Annotated in this window: 30 protein-coding genes and 1 riboswitch; of the genes, 3 read left to right on the top strand and 27 right to left on the bottom strand. The window is 36.7% G+C overall.

All coding sequences use genetic code 11. From position 1 onward, the window contains the following. Positions 1-157: 157 nt before the first annotated feature. The 16 genes from RV04_RS03695 to RV04_RS03775 form a co-directional block, all read right to left on the bottom strand. Complete coding sequence (locus tag RV04_RS03695; protein ID WP_071857121.1) at positions 158-1,414, bottom strand: hypothetical protein; 1,257 nt, start codon at positions 1,412-1,414, stop codon at positions 158-160. Between the two features lie 162 nt (positions 1,415-1,576). Next, the gene (locus RV04_RS03700) at positions 1,577-2,173 is read right to left on the bottom strand and encodes a hypothetical protein (protein ID WP_071857122.1); all 597 of its coding nucleotides are present in this window, start codon (positions 2,171-2,173) and stop codon (positions 1,577-1,579) included. A 26-nt stretch (positions 2,174-2,199) separates the two neighbouring features. After that, entirely contained in the window at positions 2,200-2,562 is a 363-nt protein-coding gene (locus RV04_RS12985) for a sensor histidine kinase (RefSeq protein WP_084405504.1), read from the bottom strand. A gap of 18 nt (positions 2,563-2,580) precedes the next feature. Next, positions 2,581-3,258 carry a sensor histidine kinase gene (locus RV04_RS12990; RefSeq protein WP_084405505.1) on the bottom strand — a complete coding sequence of 226 codons (678 nt, stop codon included), beginning with the start codon at positions 3,256-3,258 and terminating at the stop codon, positions 2,581-2,583. After that, a complete protein-coding gene (locus tag RV04_RS03710) occupies positions 3,248-3,928 on the bottom strand; it encodes a response regulator transcription factor (RefSeq protein ID WP_071857123.1) in 681 nt (226 codons plus the stop codon). Before RV04_RS03710 ends, RV04_RS12990 begins: the two co-directional genes overlap by 11 nt. A 151-nt stretch (positions 3,929-4,079) precedes the next feature. Then, positions 4,080-4,469, bottom strand: coding sequence for a hypothetical protein (locus RV04_RS03715; RefSeq protein ID WP_211271169.1), 390 nt, complete (start codon positions 4,467-4,469; stop codon positions 4,080-4,082). 63 nt (positions 4,470-4,532) lie between these two features. Then, the gene (locus RV04_RS03720) at positions 4,533-4,817 is read right to left on the bottom strand and encodes a hypothetical protein (RefSeq protein ID WP_245791034.1); all 285 of its coding nucleotides are present in this window, start codon (positions 4,815-4,817) and stop codon (positions 4,533-4,535) included. 430 nt (positions 4,818-5,247) lie between these two features. Next, positions 5,248-6,405, bottom strand: coding sequence for a glycine/sarcosine/betaine reductase complex component C subunit alpha (gene grdD / locus RV04_RS03725; protein ID WP_071857124.1), 1,158 nt, complete (start codon positions 6,403-6,405; stop codon positions 5,248-5,250). A gap of 10 nt (positions 6,406-6,415) precedes the next feature. Further along, positions 6,416-7,951, bottom strand: a complete 1,536-nt coding sequence (gene grdC / locus RV04_RS03730) for a glycine/sarcosine/betaine reductase complex component C subunit beta (RefSeq protein ID WP_071857125.1) — start codon at positions 7,949-7,951, stop codon at positions 6,416-6,418. 12 nt (positions 7,952-7,963) lie between these two features. Continuing rightward, positions 7,964-8,287 carry a thioredoxin TrxA gene (gene trxA, locus RV04_RS03735; protein WP_071857126.1) on the bottom strand — a complete coding sequence of 108 codons (324 nt, stop codon included), beginning with the start codon at positions 8,285-8,287 and terminating at the stop codon, positions 7,964-7,966. Further along, on the bottom strand, positions 8,284-9,252 hold the full coding sequence (locus tag RV04_RS03740; protein WP_071857127.1) for an NAD(P)/FAD-dependent oxidoreductase: 969 nt from the start codon (positions 9,250-9,252) through the stop codon (positions 8,284-8,286). Before RV04_RS03740 ends, trxA begins: the two co-directional genes overlap by 4 nt. Positions 9,253-9,354: 102 nt before the next feature. Beyond that, positions 9,355-10,656, bottom strand: a complete 1,302-nt coding sequence (gene grdB / locus RV04_RS03750) for a glycine reductase complex selenoprotein B (RefSeq protein WP_084405506.1) — start codon at positions 10,654-10,656, stop codon at positions 9,355-9,357. A 17-nt stretch (positions 10,657-10,673) separates the two neighbouring features. Then, a complete protein-coding gene (gene grdA / locus RV04_RS03755; RefSeq protein ID WP_084405507.1) occupies positions 10,674-11,147 on the bottom strand; it encodes a glycine/sarcosine/betaine reductase complex selenoprotein A in 474 nt (157 codons plus the stop codon). Between the two features lie 27 nt (positions 11,148-11,174). Continuing rightward, the gene (locus tag RV04_RS03765) at positions 11,175-12,461 is read right to left on the bottom strand and encodes a glycine/sarcosine/betaine reductase component B subunit (RefSeq protein WP_071857132.1); all 1,287 of its coding nucleotides are present in this window, start codon (positions 12,459-12,461) and stop codon (positions 11,175-11,177) included. A 46-nt stretch (positions 12,462-12,507) separates the two neighbouring features. Continuing rightward, the gene (locus RV04_RS03770; protein ID WP_071857133.1) at positions 12,508-12,888 is read right to left on the bottom strand and encodes a GrdX family protein; all 381 of its coding nucleotides are present in this window, start codon (positions 12,886-12,888) and stop codon (positions 12,508-12,510) included. 176 nt (positions 12,889-13,064) lie between these two features. After that, a riboswitch (glycine riboswitch) is annotated at positions 13,065-13,169 on the bottom strand. A 239-nt stretch (positions 13,170-13,408) separates the two neighbouring features. Beyond that, entirely contained in the window at positions 13,409-13,819 is a 411-nt protein-coding gene (locus RV04_RS03775; RefSeq protein ID WP_071857134.1) for a MarR family winged helix-turn-helix transcriptional regulator, read from the bottom strand. A 146-nt stretch (positions 13,820-13,965) separates the two neighbouring features. Between RV04_RS03775 and RV04_RS03780 the strand changes: the two genes are divergently transcribed. After that, a complete protein-coding gene (locus RV04_RS03780) occupies positions 13,966-14,667 on the top strand; it encodes an SDR family NAD(P)-dependent oxidoreductase (RefSeq protein ID WP_071857135.1) in 702 nt (233 codons plus the stop codon). A 42-nt stretch (positions 14,668-14,709) separates the two neighbouring features. On the opposite strand, the gene RV04_RS03785 is transcribed toward RV04_RS03780, so the two are convergent. From RV04_RS03785 to rpsP, 9 genes are all read right to left on the bottom strand, one after another. Further along, complete coding sequence (locus RV04_RS03785) at positions 14,710-15,228, bottom strand: PadR family transcriptional regulator (protein ID WP_071857136.1); 519 nt, start codon at positions 15,226-15,228, stop codon at positions 14,710-14,712. Beyond that, a complete protein-coding gene (locus tag RV04_RS03790; protein ID WP_071857137.1) occupies positions 15,225-16,070 on the bottom strand; it encodes a sialate O-acetylesterase in 846 nt (281 codons plus the stop codon). Before RV04_RS03790 ends, RV04_RS03785 begins: the two co-directional genes overlap by 4 nt. Before the next feature lie 88 nt (positions 16,071-16,158). Further along, a complete protein-coding gene (locus RV04_RS03795; RefSeq protein ID WP_071857138.1) occupies positions 16,159-17,550 on the bottom strand; it encodes a gluconokinase in 1,392 nt (463 codons plus the stop codon). Positions 17,551-17,696: 146 nt separating this feature from the next. Then, positions 17,697-18,044: a 50S ribosomal protein L19 gene (gene rplS / locus RV04_RS03800; protein WP_071857139.1), complete on the bottom strand. Its 348-nt coding sequence runs from the start codon at positions 18,042-18,044 to the stop codon at positions 17,697-17,699. Positions 18,045-18,183: 139 nt separating this feature from the next. After that, complete coding sequence (gene trmD, locus RV04_RS03805; RefSeq protein ID WP_071857140.1) at positions 18,184-18,918, bottom strand: tRNA (guanosine(37)-N1)-methyltransferase TrmD; 735 nt, start codon at positions 18,916-18,918, stop codon at positions 18,184-18,186. Further along, entirely contained in the window at positions 18,908-19,432 is a 525-nt protein-coding gene (rimM, locus tag RV04_RS03810) for a ribosome maturation factor RimM (protein ID WP_071857141.1), read from the bottom strand. The genes trmD and rimM overlap by 11 nt, the downstream gene beginning before the upstream one ends. A gap of 28 nt (positions 19,433-19,460) precedes the next feature. After that, a complete protein-coding gene (locus tag RV04_RS03815; RefSeq protein WP_071857142.1) occupies positions 19,461-20,306 on the bottom strand; it encodes a membrane lipoprotein lipid attachment site-containing protein in 846 nt (281 codons plus the stop codon). 79 nt (positions 20,307-20,385) lie between these two features. After that, positions 20,386-20,631, bottom strand: coding sequence for a KH domain-containing protein (locus RV04_RS03820; protein ID WP_071857143.1), 246 nt, complete (start codon positions 20,629-20,631; stop codon positions 20,386-20,388). 11 nt (positions 20,632-20,642) lie between these two features. Continuing rightward, complete coding sequence (rpsP, locus tag RV04_RS03825; protein ID WP_071857144.1) at positions 20,643-20,918, bottom strand: 30S ribosomal protein S16; 276 nt, start codon at positions 20,916-20,918, stop codon at positions 20,643-20,645. A gap of 196 nt (positions 20,919-21,114) precedes the next feature. Here rpsP and RV04_RS03830 point away from each other — a divergent pair, with 196 nt between their 5' ends. Both RV04_RS03830 and RV04_RS03835 read left to right on the top strand, forming a co-directional pair. Next, positions 21,115-21,669, top strand: coding sequence for an NADPH-dependent FMN reductase (locus RV04_RS03830; protein WP_071857145.1), 555 nt, complete (start codon positions 21,115-21,117; stop codon positions 21,667-21,669). Positions 21,670-21,785: 116 nt separating this feature from the next. Further along, on the top strand, positions 21,786-22,433 hold the full coding sequence (locus RV04_RS03835) for a GNAT family N-acetyltransferase (RefSeq protein ID WP_071857146.1): 648 nt from the start codon (positions 21,786-21,788) through the stop codon (positions 22,431-22,433). On the opposite strand, the gene RV04_RS03840 is transcribed toward RV04_RS03835, so the two are convergent. Beyond that, positions 22,430-22,954: a dihydrofolate reductase family protein gene (locus tag RV04_RS03840; RefSeq protein ID WP_071857147.1), complete on the bottom strand. Its 525-nt coding sequence runs from the start codon at positions 22,952-22,954 to the stop codon at positions 22,430-22,432. The two genes, RV04_RS03835 and RV04_RS03840, sit on opposite strands and share 4 nt — an antisense overlap. 120 nt (positions 22,955-23,074) lie before the next feature. Further along, entirely contained in the window at positions 23,075-23,611 is a 537-nt protein-coding gene (locus RV04_RS03845; protein WP_071857176.1) for a GNAT family N-acetyltransferase, read from the bottom strand. Between the last annotated feature and the right edge of the window lie 21 nt (positions 23,612-23,632).

Raw genomic sequence — 23,632 nt, forward strand, 5'->3', positions numbered from 1 at the left:
ATTCTTAACTAAAAAAAACCTTTTTGACCTATCTATCTGTTTTGATCATTCATGTGGTAGCTATAAGCCATCGTTAAAGCCATCGTTAAAGCCATCGTTAAAGCCATCGCCTAATGCTCTAGCTATCAAAGTACTTAGCTCAAAAACACCGGACTGATTAAAAACTTGAATTCGGTGTTTTGATTCGCTTTTTCATGGAACCGTAAACTGGAATGCCCAATTCTGTTAGCTCTTTGACGAATGCATCAATATAATTACTCGTCTTAAAGCTTTGCATGATATCCAAATAGAAAGCATCTTCCAAGGCGATCATTTCGATTGAAAGACCTGGTGTACCACTGCTATATGTGTGAATTTCTTCAATGTACTGTTCATAAATTCCCATGTCGAGTCTTCCAATGTAACTCAATGAATACGTGTCTGAATGAAGTATTTCCATAAAAGATAGTGCTTCTTGTTTTTCTTTATAAGAAGGCAATTTGTCCAATTGATTACTTAAACCAATGATTTTCTGTAGTTCTCTTTGTAAATTGTCTTTCATTTTAAACGCTGCTAATTTCGCACGGTAGTATCGGGCCGTTTCAAGAGTCCTTTTTGACGGATCTAACTCTAGTTTAAGTGTACTCACACAATTACGATACGTATTTTCTAAATCAACACCACTGCGCAAATCGACAACCAAATTACAAATCACTGCATTTTCACTTTCTGGTTTCATACTGGCGATCGCCTTTGAAAAATTAAGAGCTAAAGCAATTGCAGGGGTTGCATCAATCGATTTTGCATATTTAATGAACGCTTGACTGTCGATTTTGATTTGACTAAGATATGTGAATTCCGGGCGCTCAGATAGACCGTCTACTTCTGGCAATACATGCTCATTTCCACTGGGAAAGGGCAATCCATCGGAAACTTCCGATAGCTCGACTAGTCCTGGCTCTTTCAATTCCCCCTCTAAAAGATGAGTCTTGCTTACTCTAACACTATCAGGCTTTCCTTCAAATTTTTTCTTAGCGAAATACTCAAATAATAGTGTTCTAACAAAGGGCATGATTCCCCTTCCATCACATAGTCCATGATGATAACTGATGAAAATTACGTTGTCTAGATAATTGATATCAATCAAATGTTCATTTACTTCTTTCCCGCCTAGTGGGAGTAGCTGAGAACTCTTACGTAATCTCACCGGTTGATCGTTGTTGACTAAATAAAAATCTCCATTTATTTGACTGAATTTTTGCGTTAAATACCAATACCGCCTAAAGGATTGATCCATAGCTTTTTGGAGTCTTTCTTGATCGATTGATTCAACTAATTTTATTTCAATTACCATACTTTCTAGACCTTTTCTACGGTATAAAAAACTTTGACCGGTTCTAATTTTTTCGTTTGTTGTATTTTTAGTACTTTCCATGATTTAGCCTACTTTCTAAAAAAGATTGAAATTATTTTATATTCATATACTAGCGATAAACTATTGCGAAAGTATTCAACAATTATTGCTAAGCTGTGAATTTTAGTAGGACAAAAAAACATGCACTTTTTACTATTTAAAGTAAGAAGTGCATGTTTCGCCTCATTGATTAAGATTTTCAGGCATTTTTTTGGCTAACATCCAAATACCGATCACAATATTTATCCCGCTGAATAAAATTGTAGTGATTAGATTGGCTATTGGATGTGTCTTTGTTTCTGTAAAGGAAAGAAGCGCGGCCTGAGTTAAAACTAAGCCGATTAGTGCAGAGGATAGATTTAATAACTTTGCGGCTTGCAGTAAAAGGTCCTTATCTTTGTTAGATTTTACAATTCCAAAAAGATTTAAGCCTAACTCAAAGAAAGTGATTGCGGCAATTGATATTGCTGGTATTTTTTCATAATCAGTAACAGTATTTGTAAAAAACATTCTCATTCCATATATCAAATAGATGATACTTGCTACTAAAATAAGAAGCCCAATTCTTCTATAATAACTTTCTTCACTTATCTCATCCCTGCGAGATAGCCCCACCGCGCTTTGATGTTTTCCGTAACCTATTGTAGCGGTATAAAAGGCGTTAATCCCCAAAAAAATTGAAAATGTCATAATAGCAACAATTAGTTTACCTACTGCAATTCCAAAACTAGCAAATGACGACCATCTGAGGCGAATGGCTTGGTCACGTAAATTCAACATAAGAATTCCTCCAAAAAATTTTGTTCTTATTTTAGAGGAATCCTGACAATAAATTTGCTACCTTCTCCTAAAATGCTTGAACAAGTAATCGTACCTTCTACAATATCCAATACTCTTTTAACCAATGCCAATCCTAAACCATTTCCTTGTTGTGCTCTAGATGTGTCTGCTTGATAAAATTTATCAAAAAGATGATTGAGGGTCTTTTTATCCATCCCAATCCCAGAATCGGTAATTTCAACGATGATTTCTTTATGTGTAGACCACTGCTTAAGGCTTATTTCACCTTCATTATCCGAAAACTTAATGGCATTTGACAATAAATTCCGCCAAATAATTCCTAAGATATTTTCATCCACACTTATTATGGCACGGTCTTCTAATGCCACCGAAACATTTAAATTTTTTTATTCAAGTAAACTTTCAAAAGAGATCAAAATCTCTGAAAGTTGTTCTACTAGGTTAAAAGGCTGTGCTTTTGAAACAATTCCCTGATTATCTAATTTATTTAATAATAAAATATTAGAGACTGTCGCTGCCAAATCATTACTAGCATTCTCAATTTCAGCTAAATATATTTCTCTTTCTTTTTCAGAAATAGACTGTTGTCTAAGAACGACGGCATAATTTTGAATAACAGCTAATGGTGTCTTTAATTCATGGGAAACACTAGAAACAAAATCCGTTTTTAACGTCTCTACTGAGCCTAGTTCCTGAACCATTGAATTAAAATCTTTGATCATACGACCAAAATAAGGATTTCTATTTTGAACAATTTTAGGATCGATATATACCGAGAAATCACCCGCAGCCACTTTTTTTGATGCTTCAGATAACTCAGCGATCGGTTTATCATACGAGCGATATTTCTGATAAGAAGTAACCAAACTAAAAACAAGTGCAATGATAAACCAGTAAATCAAAAACCAACTAGCATTTTTCAAAACTGTATGAATAGAGAAACTGCCGCCATAAAATAGCCCTGGAACAGCTCCAATCAACATCAATAATAGAAAAATGCTGATGAATGCTCGCATACTAAATTGTCTAAATTTTCTTTTGATACTGGTTTGCTCATTTTTCATTCTGTAACACCACTTTATAACCTACACCATAAACTGTTTTTATTTTAAATTCGTCAATATTTACTAATTTATTTCTCAACTTGGTTATGTAAACATCCACTGAGCGTAACGTTGAATCACTTTCAAAGCCCCAAAATTCATCCATTAACTTGGCTCTTGAAAAAGCTTGATTTGGATAAGACAATAATTTATAAAGTAAATTGAATTCACGATTCGTCAAAGAAAATTCTTCATTTTTATACCGAGCACTGACGCTCTTTTTATCCATTGAAAATTCACCAATACTAATTTTTTCTTGTTCTAAAATGTTGGCTCTTCTTAAAATTGCTTTGATTCGCCAAAGAATTTCTTCAGGATTGATCGGTTTTACTAAATAATCATCAATCCCTAGTCTAAATCCTTTTTCTTTTGAAAGAGAGTCATCTCGAGCGCTCATAAATAAAATAGGAATTTTGGAATCAACGGCTCGAATCATTGTTGCAAAAGAAAAGCCATCCATTCCTGGCATCATGATATCCGAAATAATAATATCAAATTTTGTCTGTTCCATTTCATCAAGAGCTTCCATTGCAGATAAAAAACCTCTTACTTCGTAACCATCATTTTCAATTACCGTCGTAATAATTCGATTTAAACGTTCATCATCTTCTACAACTAGCACATTGACCATTACTCTTCCTCCTGTTAGCTTTAAAACATTATAACAAACGAAGACCACTTTCACTAATCTCATATAGTCCATCATAATCTGCTTCAATTTTTGGTGTCACTTGAATTGTCTTTATCTCAACAATTTTTTTATACATAAAATAAGGCAACAACTAACAAAGAAATCCTGGGATGGAAAATAGTATACATAAAAAAATCTGGTCATCATTCACAAAAAAAACTGATCCTGCCAAAAACGCACAGCCGATGATACCAGTGAAAATAGAAGAGGCTGTAGCAAGTGTTTTTTTGGAGTTTTCTAAATGAATAATGTCACGAACAAGACTATCAAACTTTCTTTGTAAACGAGTTAACTCAGCCTTATTCCGAATTTTACGGTCTCTTTTAAATCTTAAAGTTACTTTTGCAGCATGCTGTTTTTTTTGATCAATCAACCTCCAACCTAAATTTGAATACCCATCTTCATAAATAGATGCATACTTCTCAAGACTATCCACCTCAAGATATTCTAAACCAATAAATTTTTTCTCTTCATTTTCCACGCTGCGCTCTCCTTTCGTTGAAAAGTACATTATCATTACCTAGCTTTTTTTGTTTTACTATTCTTAATTATTTCTGATTTTTTCTAACTTATTGGTTGCATAAAAGTAACCATACGTTACAACAATACTCAAAACGATTGCACCTACTATCGTCGGTATGATCGATAAATCTAAAAGGTCTGGACCATAAACGAGTAACTGATTTGCTGAGACTGCTCCTAGTGCACCAAAAATACTATTTATTCCCAATAAAAGATTGGTTGAACGGCCCCGTATTTTACTCACTAACAGTGTCCAAAGCCATCCCATCACGGCCCCTATCAAAATTGCAAAAATAATTGTCATCATACTTACTCTCTCCTCGTATTTCTATTTTTTCATGCAGCTAGCTATTACCAATTTGTTAGTCCAAATAGGCACTAGCTTAACCATGGATTTGTCGAGCTTTTTTGTTTTCAGAACGATTACAGCAGCTCCTGTCGCGATTAAGGTGACTAAAAAAATTTTTTTCATCTGATTTCTTCCTCCCTGATTTCTTCCTCCCTTATTTCTGTACTTACTATAAAAAAAATTATTTGTATCTTGTTCATGAAATGTTGCTATTTTATTAATTCAAGTACCTTGAGAAAGGTGCTTACAAAAAAAGATAGCCCAATCAAGAAATTATTTTCCAACAATCATAGAAAAATAATTTCTAATTAGCTACCTTAGTATTGCTTATACAATTAGTTAAAAATTTATTCAGAACCAACAATTTTAATTATAGTCCTGCAAAAAATTACAAATAGTTTTTCTTTTTTAATTCTTCTTTTGCTCGACCAATCTTTGTTTCGTTGACTAAAATAATTGGACCGGTACACCCCATACCACTCTCAGCATAAATATCAACTTTCCATAAAGTGTAAACAGCTTCTTCCAATTCCATAATTTCAATTCCTGAAATCTCACTGGTCACGATTTCTTTTGGCGGTGCCATTATCTCTTTTGTTTCTGTTACCGGTGAGGAAGTCAGTTCTTCACAAATTTTTTTTAGTTTTGCTTGCTGCGCTTTGTTATATTCGACTTGACTTATTTTTTCTAACTTACCTTTTGCTAGCTCATAAGCATATTCTAAAGCATTCGCAATAACTGGTGTACCACTTGCTCGAGAAATAATACAGATATTTCGTCCGTAATTACGTCCAATACCCGGACCATAACCAGAACCAACTGTTTCGTAGTTACCGCCGCTCATATAAGCAGAAAAAAGTTTCATCAAGATATTTCCCGTTAAACTATCACAAACTACAACATCGACACTGCCTAGTAATAGATCGTTTCCTCGTAGTACTTTTCCGCCATCTTCACGTTGACTCTCACCAAATAGAAGTTCGTACCCATTTTCTTTTAATGATATCAAGGCGCGTTCAACAATTTTTGCTCCCTCAACATTCAAAATACCGATTGTTGGTTTTTTGATCCCCGTCGCTTTAGCTGCAACAACCCCATTGATTGCATTCAAGACCATCGCTTCATTTCTATTGCTACTTGTTGTTCCAGTCGTCGTAGCAATGAATAATTCTTTTCCTAATGCGGGTGTAACAACTTTTCCAACTGTTGAAACACCGATAGGAAAATTATAATGTAGCGTTACGCAACCTTGGATTTCTCCGCTATCTAATAACGTTTCCATCAAACCAGCCGCATTTTTGGGGCATTCATTGGTTGAATAATGAATAAATTCATTCGTCCAATCCAACTCAGGACCAATCAGCACTAAGTCAAATCGATTCTTTTGTTTGATGATATGAGCTGCTTCACGCATCACCTCATACCCTAATTCACTTCCATCAATCGTTAACCCTATTTTTATTCTAGGTTCCATCCGACCTGTTTCTAAGCTAGTGGCTAAATCTTCAACTACTTTTTTTACAGTTTGCTTCACTTGTTTAGACATCGAAACACCTCTATTCTAGGGTAAGACTGGCCGCAAAACTTCTTAAGGCTTGTGCCACTTCTTTTTTTACCAATTCTTCTACATCTTGCTGATTCTCTTCAGAAATATTGCCATCGTTTCGTTCAATCAAAATTGAAACACCATCAAATAAATTGGTCATTCTCCCTAAGAATAAAGACCCCTTACCAACGATCAGTGCCCGCTTTTTATTTCCACTAACTAGGTCCTCAGTCGCAAAACCTAAATAAGGAATGCCACTTGGAATATGCCCTTGGGTTGGTGCCCAACCTACGAGTGATTTTTCATTAACAAAATTCATCAACTCTTTTTTCTCAATATCTTTACGTAAGACCCCAATAGCACCGATCATTTTCAGATTTGCTAATGGGACATCCCCAGCTCCAGCTGGTTTGGTGATATCAGGATTTTGCATCTCTACTGAATAAACATCAATATCATTAATCGTTAATTGGCCTTTATCTAATACACTTGCTATTAATGCTGTTGTGACTGCTTGAGGACTAGATCCACTGCCAACTTCATGTTTTCCAGTCATATCATGCCGCAAAAGGGGGTGCTTCCCATCATTTTCACTGATTATTGCCGCAAATCCACCTAAAACATCCTCTAAAATTGGCAATTCTTTTCCTACGTGTGATTTTCCATTCATTCCTAATTTCGCTGTAGCGCCACCGGCTACTAACACTACATTTTTATGTGTACCTGAAGCAACCAAAGCAGAAGCCGTGATTAAGGCATGCGTCGGACTTGCACAAAAACTTCGAATATCAGAACCTGTTGCATGAATACATCCGCACAGTTCAGCAATTGATTTCGCAAAGTTTCCTCCGCCACGTTGGTTCATATCACCACAAGCTTCTTCGCTACATTCAATCACATAATCAATTTCTTTTGGATCAAGATTTTGCTTTGCAATTAATTGGCGCAATGCCAAAACACCACTAGCTTTTACTACTAAATTCTCTAACATTACATGTGCGTTCAAATTTGCATCAATTTGATGTGCTGGACTGACACAGCCAACCAAACGACGTTCGAAATAAAGACCTTCAGCATGATTTTCAGCAACTTCTTTTTTGATCCAGTCACTACTTTTACCCGTTTTGATGCTATCACTATCGTCTGCAAACAGAGAGTGCTTACTCAACGCTTCGCGGACTTTTACTGCAAACGTTTCTTCTAAATGAACCAATTCGAAAACATCTACGATTTGTAGCAAGCCATAAAACTCGATTTCAGGCATTATTTCGCCAAATTTACCCTCTCGAGTTCCCAAAAAAGGCTGTGCTACCCAGGGCTGGGGTAACGCTTTTAAATCTTCGTAACTCAAATTTCCAATAAAGGTTTGATTCGGTGCATAATTTACTACTTCTTCAAAACTTCGTAAATTATCATACAGATTCGCTAAATAAGGACTGTCTGGGGTCGTGATTTTTTCTGTTGTCTGAGTCGTCCCATTATGCTCGATCATATCCGGGGTGTGCACTAAGACATAACTTGCTCCTCTTAAAGTAGAATAATTCATCTGTGTACCACCTTAAATATATTTTTGAATCATCGTTTCAATCGCTTCTTTTGTACAGTCGTCTTTTGCTACTTCTGCGACCTTTTCTCCGTGATGATAAATCGAGATAACTGGCAGACCTAAAATCTTCTGCTGAATACAAAAACGACGAACCATTTTCTGCGAAGTATTAAACTTGGTAAAACGAATTTTGTCCCCGTATGCAGTATGCAAAGCGTCTACATCGGGCATCAGTGCTATACAATTTTCACAACTCTCGCCCCACCAATCTACCAAGACCGGCGCTTCTTGTGTCAAAACTTCTGCTGCAAAACTTTCCACTGTTAGTTCAATCATGCCATTGAAACCTCCCGTTTTACTTTTTCAATGTATTTTTGTGCCGAAAATGCAGCGATCGCACCATCACCAGAAGCAGTTACTACTTGACGTAATACCTTAGGGCGCATATCACCTGCTGCAAAAACACCCGGTATTGGTGTAGACATTGTTTCATCTGTAGTCATATATCCATAGTCATTCAATGGTACTTTTCCTTCATAAAGTTTCGTACTTGGAACATTTCCAATAAAAACAAAAATACCAAATAATCCATCGTCTTCATCGGCTTCAATTCGTGTTACTTCGCCTGATTTTGTATTTCGGATGGTCATCGCTTCTACCATGCCATCACCTTCAATACTTTCTACGATAGAATCAAAGATATAATCGATTTTATTGTTTGCCATGGCTTGTTCTATCGCAATAGCATCTGCAGTCAGTTCACTGAGGTTTTGGATAATCGTAACTTTACGAGCAAATGTCGTGATGAACATCGCTTCTTCAACTGCAGAGTTTCCTCCGCCGATAACATAAACTTCCAGATCTTCAAAGAAAGCACCATCGCAAGTCGCACAGTAAGAAACCCCTTTTCCAACCAACTCACGTTCTCCTGGACAGCCAATCTCTCTTGGAAAAGCACCATTCGCACAAATGATAGCGGACGCTTCATAGACCGATCCATCATTACAAGTTACCTTTTTGACCGTCCCTTCAATTGCTAAATCAATCACTTCTTTTCGTAATTGGATTTCTACTCCAAATTGTTCGGCTTGTTCTGCCATTCTTTGGATCAACTCCGGACCTGAAGTTTCTTGTTCAGTCAGTTTGATTGATCCTGGAAAATTAGCAATTTCATGTGTTGAAACGATCTGTCCACCTAACTTGGTTTTTTCTAAAAGTAATACGTTTAGTCGTGCTCTAGCATTATAAATAGCTGCTGTTAAACCGGCGGGGCCTCCACCAATAATAATCACATCGTACATTTTTTTCGCTCCTTTTTTGAACCAGATTCATTTTATTTTTGTAGGAACTTCAATAAGCTAGATAACAATTTCGCCTGAACAAAACTTGTTCAAGCAGAAATACTATTCAAATACAGTCTGATTATCCACCGGTATTGTCATCGCATTCAGCGCTTTTGCAACGATACTACGACGAAGTTTTTTCTCCTCTTCCAAACTAAGATTAGGATTTCCTAATGGATGAGGAATCGCGATTGCTGGAACAATTCGATTTGCGCCAACTGTTTGTGAGATCGGAACGACTGTACAAATATGAATGACAGTCAAGCCTGTTTTTTCAATTTCTTTTACCATCGTTGCACCGCAACGTGTACAGGTTCCTCAGGTAGAAGTCAAAATCACTGCATCGACTCCATCTGCTAGTAATTTTTGTGCAATTTCTGCCGCATATTTTTTGGCGTTCGCAACTGCTGTCCCATTTCCTACTGTAGTATAGAAAAAATTATGCAAGCTTCCAATCACACCTGTTCGTTCCATTTCTCTTACTATATCTAAAGGTAATACTCGGTTGGGGTCTTGATTTATATAGACAGGATCATACCCGCCATGAGCCGTTTCATAATCAGTTTCTGCAAATTTATCTAGCGATTCAATTGGATACATGCCATATTTTGATGCGCTACTAGATTCAATTCGATCTGGATTTCCTTTGGGAACGATACCACCCGAAGTTACCAAAGTAATTTTTACTTTTGATAAATCATTGATAGCATTTGCTGGCGCTACATTATCAAATTCTGGCATTGGATATTCGGTCATAAATTCTTCGTCCTTCAATTTATGCAACAGCATATCCACAGCTCGTTCAGAACCCCGGCTTTTCGCTTGAAAATTTTTACGATAGCGAATAAAGTAGCTATCCTTTTCCGGTGAGACACTCTCTCCATTTAACAACTTCAATGCTAATCGTGCTAAAATCGGGACAGCTTTTCGCATTCCTGCTGCGCTGTTTCTTGTAGGGGCTATATAAGCTCCCTTCTTATACATCTCTACACCAGGATTTTCTTCATACATCCCAGTAACAGCCGTAATTTTTAATTCTGACATAACTGCCTGAGCAACTTCGCCACAGGCAATCCCATAGCGACCAGCATTAAAGGCTGGACCAGCGATCACAATATCTGGATTGAATTGTTTAATTCGTTCTAAGACATCTGCTTTGGCACTATCCAAATTTTCATTGAAAAAACTATCGCCGCAAACGACAGTACCGACGATTTCGGCTTCCTCACCAAATGAATTCATAAAAGCAAGTCCTGGCCCTACTACTTTTTCTTTAGAGAATGGTCGAATGTCCGCTTTTTCTTCACCACCAATTCCAGCATAGAATTGATTGATATAGTGAACAACTCTATATTTAGTCATAAGACACTTCCTTACAATTAATATTTGGCGTATTGATTCCTCATTTCAGAAACTTCTTCAATGATGTCGTCAACATCTAAAACCATTTTCATCATGCCGATTTGCTCTTCAAAAACATCTGCAGCAACAGCTGCTTTAAATTCTGGCTCTACAGCGTGATATACAGCTAAACCTAGCTGTTCATTGGTTAATGGACCGGCAAACGTAGGATCGCCATTCGTTACAGTTTCTGCCGCTAATCCTGCTGCTTCTCCTTCAGCAGCTCCAATAAGAATAACGACATTTTCTGCGCCAAATGTATTTGCAGCTTCTTTTACTCTACGTTGATTTTCTAAGTCCATTGCACCAGCGGCCGTTCAGACAAAACATTCTGTTGACGAGAATATTACGTCAGCTCCAGTTCCGGCAATACAAGCTTCGATTGCCTGCCCTGGAATACCATCACGGTCGCCGATCACTAAGACTTTTTTATTGTTTAATTCTAAAGTCATTAGTTGTTCCTCCCTATTTTTTTATTATTAAATGCCTTTTGCTGACATTTTATTAAAACCAAGTTCATTTGTTGCACCGGTGATTGCCTGAATTTCAACTTCAATCGATCCATCCTCTTTCAAGCTGCCATCAAAGCCGCCCGCAATAACATCGACATCATCTAGTTGCCCAATCAATCGCTCCATCTTCGGTAATCGGATCGTTTCATTTGCATTTCCGCCGGTCACAACAGCAGTTGCTAATTTATCTGCATCGGCTAGTGACTGGCTAGCGCCATCTCTACCAGCGTATTCATCCGTAACGATAACTGTTTTGATTCCTTTTTCTTCAACTTTTTTACAATTCATAATTAGATCAGTATCAGGATTTCCAAATCCTTCTTGCGAAATAATGACACCATCTAATCCTAAATATTCACTTAATTTTGCGACAAAGTCACTTGAACGATGTTTATCTTGTAAATAGACCGTTTCATTTGTAACGATCACACCTAAGAAATTTAATTCTTTTCCATGTTTCTTATACAAATCAGCGATCACTGGATTATTTAAATGATGATAGGTCGTGTTTTTATCGCAAGCAGAAACACAGTTTCCACTAATGATCGCTCCATCCATCACTTCTGTTGGATATAAAATCGTCGGAACAATATGTTTAGCATCAGTACCATAGACATAGGTATCATGAAGCAATCCTTGCGTTTGTAACATATAGACATAACCCACTTTGGGCAACTTAGGATATTGTTGGATCTGTTCTAACAATGGTAACGTTTCAAATATATCGATCTTATCAGGCTCGACATTTTCACCAAATTTGCCAATATAATCCGCTACTTTTAATCCGGCAAAGCGGACTGCTTCTTCATACAAATGTGGAGATAATCCATCTTGAGGTTTTAAGACTAAACAAATCTCAATCAATTGAGAAAAAGGCGTTAATTCAGAGCCCGGACCTTGCATATCGACGATTCCTTCTTGAAAACCCACAATTTTCCCAACCGTCATCACGCCACAGCCTTTTAAAGCATGAGTCCGACCGCTTCCGACAATATCTACTTTATTTATTACTCCTGGAAATATCCCCATAGATGAATCAACTTTACATCTTGGTTCGATCACATCCTTGACTGGTGTAATCCGGATGCTTTCCCCAGGAATAGCAATTTCAATCTCACAACTCTTTAAGCGGTCATCTGACAAAACTAATTCTTTGATTTTGGCTGGATCAATAAACAATATTCCTTTTTCAATTTTCTCTTTTTGAGACAAAACAACCTTTTTGATCTCAATAGTTCCAAGTTCAAGTTTCATTCATTCACCTCAGTTCTAGTTAGTCGAAAGTCATTGAGCACTTAAATCATCCCCCCATTCTGCTCAACGTACTTTGTGCAATATAAAAGTCTACAAAAGCAAAATCATGCAGTACGCCTAAAGACCAATCAGGTCGCTGCTTAGTTTTAATAAATTTTTCGTAGACAGCTATTGCAGATTCAATATATTCTAAACTCTCGATATGGATAGATTGAGAGTTGGTCTCTAACATAAAAATAGTTTTGTAGTAAGTCTCGTTGGGTTTGATACTTCCACTCAAAGGATGGGATAATAAAGAACTATATTCATTGATAATAGATTTCTTTGTGGCTTCCAGTACAGCTCCATATGAGTCGTTGATAAAATATATGTTAGTACTTGGATTGAATTTTTCTTTTACCATTGGATTATTTGTGATGACAAACACTTCTCTACCGCCTTTTCAATTGTTACCAAATTCACATAAGAGCATTGATTTTAAAATAGAAATTTTAAACATAGTTAAAGGGCAACAACATATTTTGCTGTTGCCCCTGTCACTAACCTGAGAGATTCACCTTTTTGAGGCTTGCTCCATCGGTGCATTACTGCTCTTCAGAGGTTCATATGATTACGGTCCATTTACCTGAGATGTTCATTATAGAGTTAGCGTACTTTATAACTTATACCTTCGGTGACAGAATTTCTGCGCTCTCCCGCAATCAGAAAAAATTATTCGTAAACGTTTTCTATGATTTAAATGTTAGCAACTCCAAGAAATGATTACAAACCAACTTTTTTTTAATTTCTTAAGTAATTGAACTCCTAACTAATAAAAAATTAATTGCTTCAAAATAAAAACTTACTTTAAATAAATTTCTTGATTCACAAAATATAAAAATTAATTATTGTTTTTAAACAAATAAAAAAACTGATACCCAATTATCCGTGTATCAGTTTAACTACTATTATTGAATTTTTTTAAGTAATTTTTTCAGCTGATATTGCTCTTCCTTATCTAGTAAGTTTGTGACGTGATTATTTAGGTCAGCAAATATCTGTTGGATTTCTTTAGTCAATTCTAAACCTCGGCCTGTTAAAAATAAATTTTTTTGGCGTTCATTATCTACTGGAATTTTACGTTCGATATAGTCTTTCTTTTCCAATACTTTCAAAATATTAGTAACCGTAGCATCCTGCTTACCTAAATAATTGGCTAATTTTTTTTGGATCACACCCGGATTGAATCCAATATAATTTAACGTTCGTGCTTGATGAGCGGTTAAACCGATTTTCTTTAACCTTGTATCAATAAAATCCTGCTGCATCAAATTTACTAAATAAATATTTTCTGATAATGTATCTTGATTTGTTTTCATCGTAACCACCTTTCTTTTATCATAACATAAGTAACTGCCATTTACTTTTATTTGCAACAGTTTAATTGACAAATTAATTTCCAAAGAGTATCATCTGTTTAAAGTTGTAACTACAAGTTTTATTTTTGGAAAGTTGGTAAAAATTTATGGATAAAAGAATTGTTTTAATTACTGGAAGCAGTACGGGGTTAGGCCGCGCTACGGCTGTTCGCTTAAAAAAATTAGGTTATACTGTTTATATCACTTCAAGAACTGCAGAAAAAGTAGAAAAAGTGGCTAAAGAAATCGGTACTTCTTCCGTTGCTTTAGATGTAACAGACGAAAAATCGATCATTAAAGCCGTTGAATTAATCAAAGAAAAAGAAGGAAAAATCGATATCTTAATTAACAATGCTGGCATTCCTGGCGGTTTTAGTAAACCAGCAGAAATTGATGCTGCTGCAATGAAAAATGTATTTGATACGAATGTTTTCGGCTTAGTTTCTGTCACATATCACTTTTTGACACTTTTGGAAAAATCAAGTTTTCCAGTTATTGTCAATGTCAGCAGTGGCTTAGGTTCTTTTGGTCAAGTACAAAATCCTACTAAAATTGAATCAAAAGTTAATTCATTGGCATATAGTTCTTCTAAAGCGGCTGTCTCGATGCTTACAGTTCAGTATGCAAAAGGGTTACCAAATATCAAAATCAATGCAGTTGATCCCGGCCCAACAAATACTGGCGAAAACTTTAGTAACGGTATCCAAACGCTGGAGGAAGGCTCTGATGTTATTGTAGAATTAGCAACAATTGATCAAAATGGTCCAACTGGCTGCTTCTTTAATCGTGAGGGTGTTATCCCTTGGTAAACCAATAAAAGACCAGAGAAATCGATTGATTTCTCTGGTCTTTTATTGATATTCTGACAATTGTTCTTGAAACCATTGTAAATTTACTTGATGATGACGTTTTGAATTCTCCATCATTTGAATAAACGGTTTCCGCAGATTGCCCGGATTCTTCAATGAATCTTCGATTAACCTAATTTTCTCTTTTGTTTGTTCTATTTGGACTTCTAATAAATCAATCATATTCTCAGAAGTGATTTCCTCTGCAAAAAGCATGGGAGTGTAAAAAGAAAAAGTGATCACATCATTTTTATGACCGTATTTTAGAAACAGACGATCAAATTCTTGCTCCCCTTTTTCGGTAATCACATAACGATTTTTTTCTTTTTCTATAACTTCACTTGAAACATTTATTCTCTCTAACAAACTTTTTTCTTCTAATTGCTGCAAATTGTAATAAAAAGAACCTTTGGTAAAACGGACAAAATATTGGAAGTAATTAGCTTCCATATATGCCAGTAACTCATAACCATAAGACTCAGGTTTTTCTTTTAAAAGACCCAAAATCAATAACGGAATCATTCGTTTGAAATCTCCCCAAATTTAGTCATGAAGGCTTGAAAGTCTAATTCTCCTAAGGCAAAACTACGACTTAAGCGATAGATTTTTTCATTTTTGGTTTGTTGTCGAGCATATATTTTTTGTAACTGCTTTTCTTCATTTTCTAAAGGTTGAAGTATATCTATCTTCTTACTAAACGCTTCATAATAACGTATTCCAAATTTACGTTGTGATACTGCATCGATGTGAATACCGTCAGGGTTGGCAGTCAAACCTTCTGCGCTAACAAGATAACAATTTTCAGTCTCTACGACTACTTTTTTTATTTCATGATTAATTTCTTTATATTCAGTCGCACTTAAGCCGAAACCACTTTTCCCTAAAAATTCAGGAAGTTCTCCTACAATAATCGGTAACTCTGGTAACCCTAGTTCACTTCTGAAATGAGCAAAAACTGCGGCTAATTTTTCAGCATAAACTTTGTGTAAACCATTTAAACTGTCATTTTCACCTTGATGCCATAAAATGCCGATCAACTCGCTTGTTTCCATCGCAAACTTTGCTTCTGACAATGCGTGCCGAGTCAGTAATTGATCATCTGCCCATTCAGCAATCGAACTTCCGCCTTCTGCACAAGGAATCAAGCCGATTTTTTCTTCAGGGTAATCATTTAACCATGCTGACGCAAAGGAAGCTGCTGGACCAACACCGGCTACTTCACGATCAAAATGAATCGGTTCAGCCATCATTTGCCAGCGACCATTGCGTAACATTTCGATGTTTTCATTATAAATAGTTGGCACGTCCGTTAAAAAGCCACGACCTGCCATATTTGATTGGCCAATCAATAAAATAGATTTCATTATTTCACTCCTCAATTACTTTGCTTGACACAATATAGTCTAATTAGACTATATTGTCAATAAAAAAATTCTTCTAACAAGAAGAATTTTACTTTTGAGCTAGTAATTGATCGATTTCCTCAAAATATTTTTTGCTGATTGCTTGATATTTATTATAGTTGGCTTGGTTGACTCTGAAAATTTGTTTTGCCTTTTCTTTTGGTAATTCTGGTTGTTCTAACAAATAATACAACCCAAAAATCGGCTCATTTTCTACTGCATAGTAACAAGTAGACCCGAAAATATCCGCCGCTAATTCTCCCAACACAGCAGTTTGAAAAAAGCCACCACTAATCGACAATTCCTCATTTGGTGCTACTAGTTTAACTAAACGGGCCACGTTTAGTAATAAACCTTCAATTATACTGCGAATCATATCTTTTCTTTGGTGTTGCAGCGTTAAATCTTGAAATCCACCTGCTATATCATTAGACCAATAAGGTGCGCGCTCGCCATTTAAAAAGGGCCAAAAACGAAGATTTTTAGCGCCTATTTCAGTTTGCGCTAGAATATCAGGTAAATTAGCAAAAAAGTCAAGTGACTCTTTTCCAAACTGCTCTGCTGCCCAACTCAATATACATCCGCCATTGTTTGATGGTGCTCCGCAGACATAATAGTGTTCATTTAAATAATAACAAAAATTCTGTTTTTTATAATTTAATTTAGCGCTTCTTGTTACTTGACGAACCGCTGCGCTCGTCCCAATCGTCAGACTTGCGGTTCTTCCTGTACGATAAAAACTAGCATAGGCAGCCAGTACACCATCACTTGCACCTGCCATTATACTCACTGAAGTTTTAAAACCAAATTTTTGGCAAATTTCAGGTAATGCTTCAACAAGTTGGGTCGGATCAACAAGTTCACCTAATTGCGCTTCCTCAATTTTTAAATACGTCAAAATCGCTTTACTCCATTGCCTTTTATGGATATCAAATAATCCTGTGGCGGATGCGGTAGAATAATCAATCAAGGGTTTTCCTGTAAAGTATTGTAAAACCAATTCTTTGATTCCATACCAATGAATATCTTGAGGGTACTCACTACGTAAGGCTAATATTTTAGCAAATGGCGACATCGCATGGAGCGGCGTACCAGAAATTTCATAAAAAGATGGGGCTTCATTTGTCTTTTTAAAAGCTTCAATGGCGATGGCAGCTTGAAAATCTGACCATAAAAAGATTTTCTTAGATTCATCATCTGGCATCAAACTATGCATGGCTGTACTAAAAGAGATGGTTTCAACTTGCTGACGAAATACATTTGGGATCGCTAAAACAGCTTCACTCAAGGTCATTAATAACTCATGCCCTTTTTGATATTTTACGGTATCATCGCCGTAAGTCTGCAATCTATGTTCACTAGCATATAATACCTGATTGCTCTGGATCACTCCAATTTTAATTGCTGTTGTTCCAATATCGATTCCTAAAAAAACTGCCAAAAATACTCACTCTTCTCTTTGTTATTCAAAATTCTTTGTCTAATTTATTCTACTACAAAACTTTACTATTTGATGTTATAGAGCACAACTAAAACAAAAGAAAAAAGCCCTTGGATTCCAAGGGCTTTGCGTTATCTGATAATAGATTAACGACGGATTTCTTTGATACGAGCTGCTTTTCCGTGTAATGCACGTAAGTAGTAAAGTTTCGCACGACGTACTTTACCGTAACGAACTACTTCAATTTTAGCAACACGTGGAGTGTGTAGTGGATATGTACGTTCCACACCAACACCATTAGAGATTTTACGTACTGTATAAGTTTCGCTGATACCAGCTCCACGGCGTTTGATTACAACACCTTCGAATAACTGGATACGTTCGCGAGTTCCTTCGACAACTTTCGCGTGAACACGAACAGTGTCCCCAGGACGGAACGCTGGGATGTCAGAACGTAATTGTTCTTGTGTTAAAGCTTCGATTAATGGATTCATTTTATCATTCTCCTAATTTCCAAACAATCTTAGGATGCATCACCCTAGCGGATTATCGTAATAGATGAGTTTACACTCACCAAGTTATTCTATCAGACTATAACTTATCTGTAAAGATAAATTTCTTGTCATCGTCTATCTAATCTTCTTTTTTGATTTCAGCTAATAGGTTTTCCATTTCTGGTGTCAATTCAAGTTTTTCTAACATATCTGGTCGTCGGTGGTACGTGCGGCGTAAAGACTCTTTTAATTGCCATTCTTCGATCAAACGATGATTCCCATTCATTAGAACTTCCGGTACGCCCATCCCTTCGAATTCAGCCGGACGGGTGTACTGCGGATGTTCTAACAAACCAGTAGAATGCGAATCTGTTTTGGCAGAAGTTTGGTTGCCTAATACATCTGGCAATAAGCGAACAGTTGCATCAATCATAACCAACGCCCCTAACTCGCCACCAGTCAACACATAATCACCTAATGAGACTTCATCCGTTACTAAAGTACGAATCCGTTCATCGTAACCTTCATAATGACCACAAACAAAAACAAGCTGTTCTTCTTGGGAGAACTCTTCCGCCATTTTTTGATTGAAAGGTTTTCCGGCAGGGTCTAACAAAATCACCCGTTTTTTTTGATTATTGGTCGCACGTTCGATAGCTTTCAAATTATCGTAAATGGGTTGGACTTTTAGTAGCATACCTGCACCACCACCATAAGGATAATCGTCTACTTGCTTATGCTTGTTATCTGAATACTGACGGAAATCATGCACGTTGACCTCCAATAATTCTTTCTCAATGGCTTTTCCAATGATGGATTCATTTAGCGGGCCTTCGATCATTTTTGGAAAAAGGGTCAATACATCAATTCGCATCGTCTAACAATCCTTCCGGAATCTCAACGTGAACGACTCCTTCAGTAAGATCGATATCTTTTACCACTGATTCAATATATGGAATCAATGCATCTTTTTCACCTTTACGTTTTACAACCCAAACATCATTGGCCCCTGGTGATAAAATCTCGGTGATTTTTCCGATTTCTTTATCTTCCTCATCGACAACTGTCAAACCGATGATTTCATGATAATAATATTCATGTTCATTTAAATCACCCAATTGTTTTTCTGAGATTTTTAAGATTCCATCACGAAATGGTTCAACTAAGTTGATATTGCCGTAACCCTCAAAACTCAACAAATCAAAATTTTTATGTCTGCGGTAACTGGTGATCGTTAGAGGCAGAACTTCTTGATCATCACGAAACAAATACAATTGTTCTCCGACTTGATAACGGTCTTCTGTAAAATCGGTTGTAGAAATTACTCGGACTTCACCGCGAATACCATGGGTATTGACGATTTTTCCGACTTTATAATAATTAGTCACGTATTTCCCTCTTTCTTACCTACTGTATTTAGTTTGCCATTGAAACAGCCATCTTCAAACCATTCATGCTATCTGAATTCATGATAGTGTAAACAGTTTGATTGTTTTGCCATGCAATTCGATTTGATTGATAATCGCTCGCTGTCACTCGTAAAGAAATTTGGCCAGCCGTTTGTGGAACTGGTAAAAAGGCACTCTCTAAATATTCAACAACTTGTTTGGCAAAAGGTACCGGGTTCTCTTGTTCCAAATTACTTGCCTGAACACCGATACTCCAGTTACCTTCTTTCCAAGTTAAGTACGTTGAACCCGCTCCAGAATTTTGATAACCCATAATATTATGACCTAAATCGACTTGTTGTCCATTTGGATCATAGTTTTGACCAACAGCGCTTTGAGCTGCTGCACTTGAAGCATATGTTTGTCGCTGATATTGAGCTACTGGCGTTTGACTATTCAACGAAGCATCATTAAAAGGTGTTTCTTTGTCTACTATATAATAATTTACCTTTAGGATCCCTTGTTCTTCAGCGGCAGTAATACCGATTTGCTTCCCACCGCTAATAGTTGCAGGATCTGGAAATTGGTCATTTGGGTAATTTGCCTTCAATTCCTCATTTGCTGAAAGCGAATGATCACTATGAGTAGAATTGGTAGCAGAGCTACTAGCAGCTGTTTTTGAACTTGAAGTGGTCGACGCATTTGTACTTGAACTACTACTTGAAGTATTTTTTTCTGAGCTTACTTGAGAACTACTTGTTTTAACCGTTGCACTTGCAGTTTCTTTGGTCGTGCTATCTTTCGAATCATTATTTCCCAACTGGCATGCAGATAAAACAAACAACGCACTGAACAATAGTACATATTTTTTCATGGTGGAACACCTCCACCTATAGTCTATCGCATTTTCAATGAAAAAACACTCGAATCAAACTGACTCGAGTGTTCCAACTTTATTTACCATCCACGATGTTAAGACGAACTTTTTTCGGACCATTTGTCCGAACACTATACACGATCGTACGGATCGCTTTTGCTACTCGGCCTTGTTTTCCGATGATTCTGCCGATGTCTTCGGGTGCAACCGTTAAGTTGTACTCTAAGAAATCATTCGATTCTTCGATCTCTAACTTCACTTCTTCAGGCTTTGTCACCAACGGGTGAACAATGGTCAACACAAGGTTATTTAAATCTTGCATAATTGATCACCTTATTTCTTAGCGAATTTAGCTTCGTGGTGTTTTTGCATGATGCCTTCTTTAGAAAGAATGTTACGAACTGTATCAGAAGGTTGCGCACCTTTACCTAACCAGTTTAAAACATTTTCTTCTTTTAATACGACTTCTGCTGGGTTTTTCAAAGGATTGTAAGTACCCACAGTTTCGATAAAACGTCCATCACGAGGAGAACGAGAATCAGCAACAACGATACGGTAGAAAGGTTTTTTCTTAGAACCCATACGTTTCAAGCGAATTTTAACTGCCATTATATAACTACACCTCCATATATTTAATCACAAGATGTATAATAGCATTATTATTTGACCCTGTAAAGAGTTTTTTCTTTACAGGCTGTTTTTTTCTCTGAGCGTATCCTTTGCACATTTTACTTATTTTTTGTAAGATTGAATTATGGTTATTAAATAGCAATAAATATTACTTTTAAAAATTGGAGGAACAAATATGTCTAAAAAAATTGGTATTTTAGTTGGTAGTCTTCGAAAAGACTCTTACAATAAAATCGTAGCGAAACAATTCGCAGAATTACTACCCGATGGTTTTGAAGCAAAATTTATCCAAATCGATGATCTACCCTTCTATAACGAAGATCTTGAAGTTGAAGGCTCAGTCCCTGAAGCTTGGACTCGTTTCCGTAAGGATGTCAGTGACGTTGATGGCTTATTCTTCTTCTCTCCTGAATATAATCGTTCTGTCCCAGCAGCTTTGAAGAACGCTTTAGATGTTGGCTCTCGTCCAATGGGCAGCAGCGTTTGGGGTGGCAAACCTGGTTTAGTCGTAACTGTTTCACCTGGTGGGCCTGGCGGATTTGGTGCAAACCATGCTTTACGCCAATCATTAGTCTTCCTAGATGTTCCTACACTACAACAACCAGAAGCTTACATCGGTGGCATCATGAACTTAGTTGACAATGATGGTCATATCGCTGACGGCACCGTGGAATTCTTCCAAACTATCACTGATAAGTATATTGAGTTCTTCAATAAATTAGTTAAATAATTGTCTTTTAAACAGCTCGCAGTTTAACTGTGGGCTTTTTTTGTGAAAAATTATTACTGATTGAACTCTTTACTCAGCCTTTGGTACAATTAACTTATCAAAAGGAGGCGCTTTATTTGACGATAAATATTCGACTGGAAGAACCAAAAGATCATTATTTTGTTGAATTGATTACACGAAAAGCATTTTGGAACTTATATACTCCCGGAGCAGTGGAACATCTGATTGTTCATCAGTTACGTCAACACCCAGATTTTATTCCTGAATTAGCTTTTGTTATTGAATTAGATGAAAAAATCATTGGCAGCATTTTTTATAGCAAGTCTAAAGTAGTTGATGCGTCTGGAAAGGAATTTCCCTTAATTACTTTTGGTCCAGTTAGCATCGACCCTGATTATCATCGCCAAGGCTATGGTAAAAAATTAATAGCGCATTCCATAGCCGAAGCAAAAAAAATTGGGTACCCTGCGATCGTTATCGGCGGTTTTCCTTATCATTATCAGCCTTACGGATTTGTCGGAACGAAAAAATATAGTATTTCTATGCCTGACGGAAAATACTATACCGGAATCATGGCTTTACCTTTACAAGCAAATGCTCTTGATTCTATCCAAGGACGAGTATTTTTCTCGGAAGCTATGGAGCCTGATTTAGAACAGTTAGCAGCCTACGATGAAGCTTTCCCTAAAAAGGAAAAACAGGTACTTGAGTGCCAAGCAGTATTTGAAGTAGCCGTTGCTGAAATCGATACAACGATCTATTAACTAGTTTGTTTTTTCAAATGCAATTGGGCAAACTGCCCATATTGTTTGGTGTCGATCAATTGTAATGTCTGCTGGGTTTGTTGAGGTAAAAATAGAGGGATCCCCTCTCCTAATAGAATTGGAACGATTTGGACCCACCATTCATCGATCATTTCTGCTTCAATAATCGGTTGTAGTAACGTTCCGCCACCAACGACCCAAATAGTTTTATTTCCAGGTAGTCCTTGAATAAATTCAATGGGATCTTGATGGATTAGCTGAATATTGTCATCTACTAAGACTGTTGAGTGACTAAAAACATAATTTTCTTTTTCAGGGTACAATTTTTCTTGGGGCGCATCTCGTTTGACCACTTCATAGGTGCGTCGGCCCATCATCGTCAAATCGATTGCTTGATAAAATTCTTCATAAGGAACTAGTTCTCCGCCGGGTTGATGGTATAACCATTCTAAATGATCGGCTTTATCTGCTAGATAGCCATCTAAACTAATCGCTCCATAAAATACAACACGTGCTGTCATTTCACTCACTCCTTCCTTTTGATTGTATCCACCCTGTTTATTAGAAGCTAGGTAATTGCTCACAAAAAAGTCCTCTCAATTATGAGAAGACTTTTTTACTTAAAATTTATTTACGTCAAATCAATCCTCAGTCTTCTGACAAGCTGTTCTCTTTTTGACTTTAAAAATATAATGTGGCATCTCGATTCCGCTATACTGTTTAACGATCCGTTGAGTAACGGTCATTCCATTACGAATAGCTACATTCATTGAAGCAAGATTTGTATCTCGAATAATCGATACCACTTCTGCTACTCGTAATATTTCGAACGCATAATTTTTGACTGCTTGAGTTGCTTCCATCATATAACCTTTATGCCATTCGCTAGCTATTAAATGATAACCAATTTCTACATAGGTTTTGCCATCAATCGTTTGATCGGTGAGTCCACATTCACCAATTATCTTGCCGTCTGACTTTCTTTCGATTGCCCAAAGACCGTAACCTTTTTCCTGATACAACTTGAGGTTCCAAGATAACCAATTGGCAATTTTAAGGTCATCAAACCCACCTTCATAAGCATACATTACTTCATCAGATCCTAAAAAAGTTTTCAAAACAGCTTCTTCACCAACACGCCAATTTCGTAAGCGCAATCGTTTAGTTTCCAAAATCATCGACGAAACTTCTTTATTCAA

Origin of the sequence: Enterococcus hermanniensis (assembly GCF_001885945.1) — a bacterium.
In the GTDB taxonomy this organism is placed as follows: domain Bacteria; phylum Bacillota; class Bacilli; order Lactobacillales; family Enterococcaceae; genus Enterococcus_A; species Enterococcus_A hermanniensis.

Coding starts and splice junctions, on each gene's coding strand:
- rplS (WP_071857139.1), bottom strand. CDS start 18,044: ATGAATCCATTAATCGAAGCTTTAACACAAGAACAATTACGTTCTGAC.
- RV04_RS03740 (WP_071857127.1), bottom strand. CDS start 9,252: ATGTACGATGTGATTATTATTGGTGGAGGCCCCGCCGGTTTAACAGCA.
- trmD (WP_071857140.1), bottom strand. CDS start 18,918: ATGCGAATTGATGTATTGACCCTTTTTCCAAAAATGATCGAAGGCCCG.
- RV04_RS03710 (WP_071857123.1), bottom strand. CDS start 3,928: ATGGTCAATGTGCTAGTTGTAGAAGATGATGAACGTTTAAATCGAATT.
- RV04_RS03820 (WP_071857143.1), bottom strand. CDS start 20,631: ATGCAAGATTTAAATAACCTTGTGTTGACCATTGTTCACCCGTTGGTG.
- RV04_RS03700 (WP_071857122.1), bottom strand. CDS start 2,173: ATGTTGAATTTACGTGACCAAGCCATTCGCCTCAGATGGTCGTCATTT.
- grdC (WP_071857125.1), bottom strand. CDS start 7,951: ATGAATTATTCTACTTTAAGAGGAGCAAGTTATGTCTTAGTGCACACC.
- rpsP (WP_071857144.1), bottom strand. CDS start 20,918: ATGGCAGTTAAAATTCGCTTGAAACGTATGGGTTCTAAGAAAAAACCT.
- RV04_RS03830 (WP_071857145.1), top strand. CDS start 21,115: ATGTCTAAAAAAATTGGTATTTTAGTTGGTAGTCTTCGAAAAGACTCT.
- RV04_RS03780 (WP_071857135.1), top strand. CDS start 13,966: ATGGATAAAAGAATTGTTTTAATTACTGGAAGCAGTACGGGGTTAGGC.
- RV04_RS03695 (WP_071857121.1), bottom strand. CDS start 1,414: ATGGAAAGTACTAAAAATACAACAAACGAAAAAATTAGAACCGGTCAA.
- trxA (WP_071857126.1), bottom strand. CDS start 8,287: ATGATTGAACTAACAGTGGAAAGTTTTGCAGCAGAAGTTTTGACACAA.
- RV04_RS03785 (WP_071857136.1), bottom strand. CDS start 15,228: ATGATTCCGTTATTGATTTTGGGTCTTTTAAAAGAAAAACCTGAGTCT.
- RV04_RS03765 (WP_071857132.1), bottom strand. CDS start 12,461: ATGAAACTTGAACTTGGAACTATTGAGATCAAAAAGGTTGTTTTGTCT.
- grdD (WP_071857124.1), bottom strand. CDS start 6,405: ATGTCTAAACAAGTGAAGCAAACTGTAAAAAAAGTAGTTGAAGATTTA.
- RV04_RS03775 (WP_071857134.1), bottom strand. CDS start 13,819: ATGAAAACAAATCAAGATACATTATCAGAAAATATTTATTTAGTAAAT.
- RV04_RS12990 (WP_084405505.1), bottom strand. CDS start 3,258: ATGAAAAATGAGCAAACCAGTATCAAAAGAAAATTTAGACAATTTAGT.
- RV04_RS03790 (WP_071857137.1), bottom strand. CDS start 16,070: ATGAAATCTATTTTATTGATTGGCCAATCAAATATGGCAGGTCGTGGC.
- RV04_RS03840 (WP_071857147.1), bottom strand. CDS start 22,954: ATGACAGCACGTGTTGTATTTTATGGAGCGATTAGTTTAGATGGCTAT.
- RV04_RS03815 (WP_071857142.1), bottom strand. CDS start 20,306: ATGAAAAAATATGTACTATTGTTCAGTGCGTTGTTTGTTTTATCTGCA.
- RV04_RS03845 (WP_071857176.1), bottom strand. CDS start 23,611: ATGATTTTGGAAACTAAACGATTGCGCTTACGAAATTGGCGTGTTGGT.
- RV04_RS03720 (WP_245791034.1), bottom strand. CDS start 4,817: ATGATGACAATTATTTTTGCAATTTTGATAGGGGCCGTGATGGGATGG.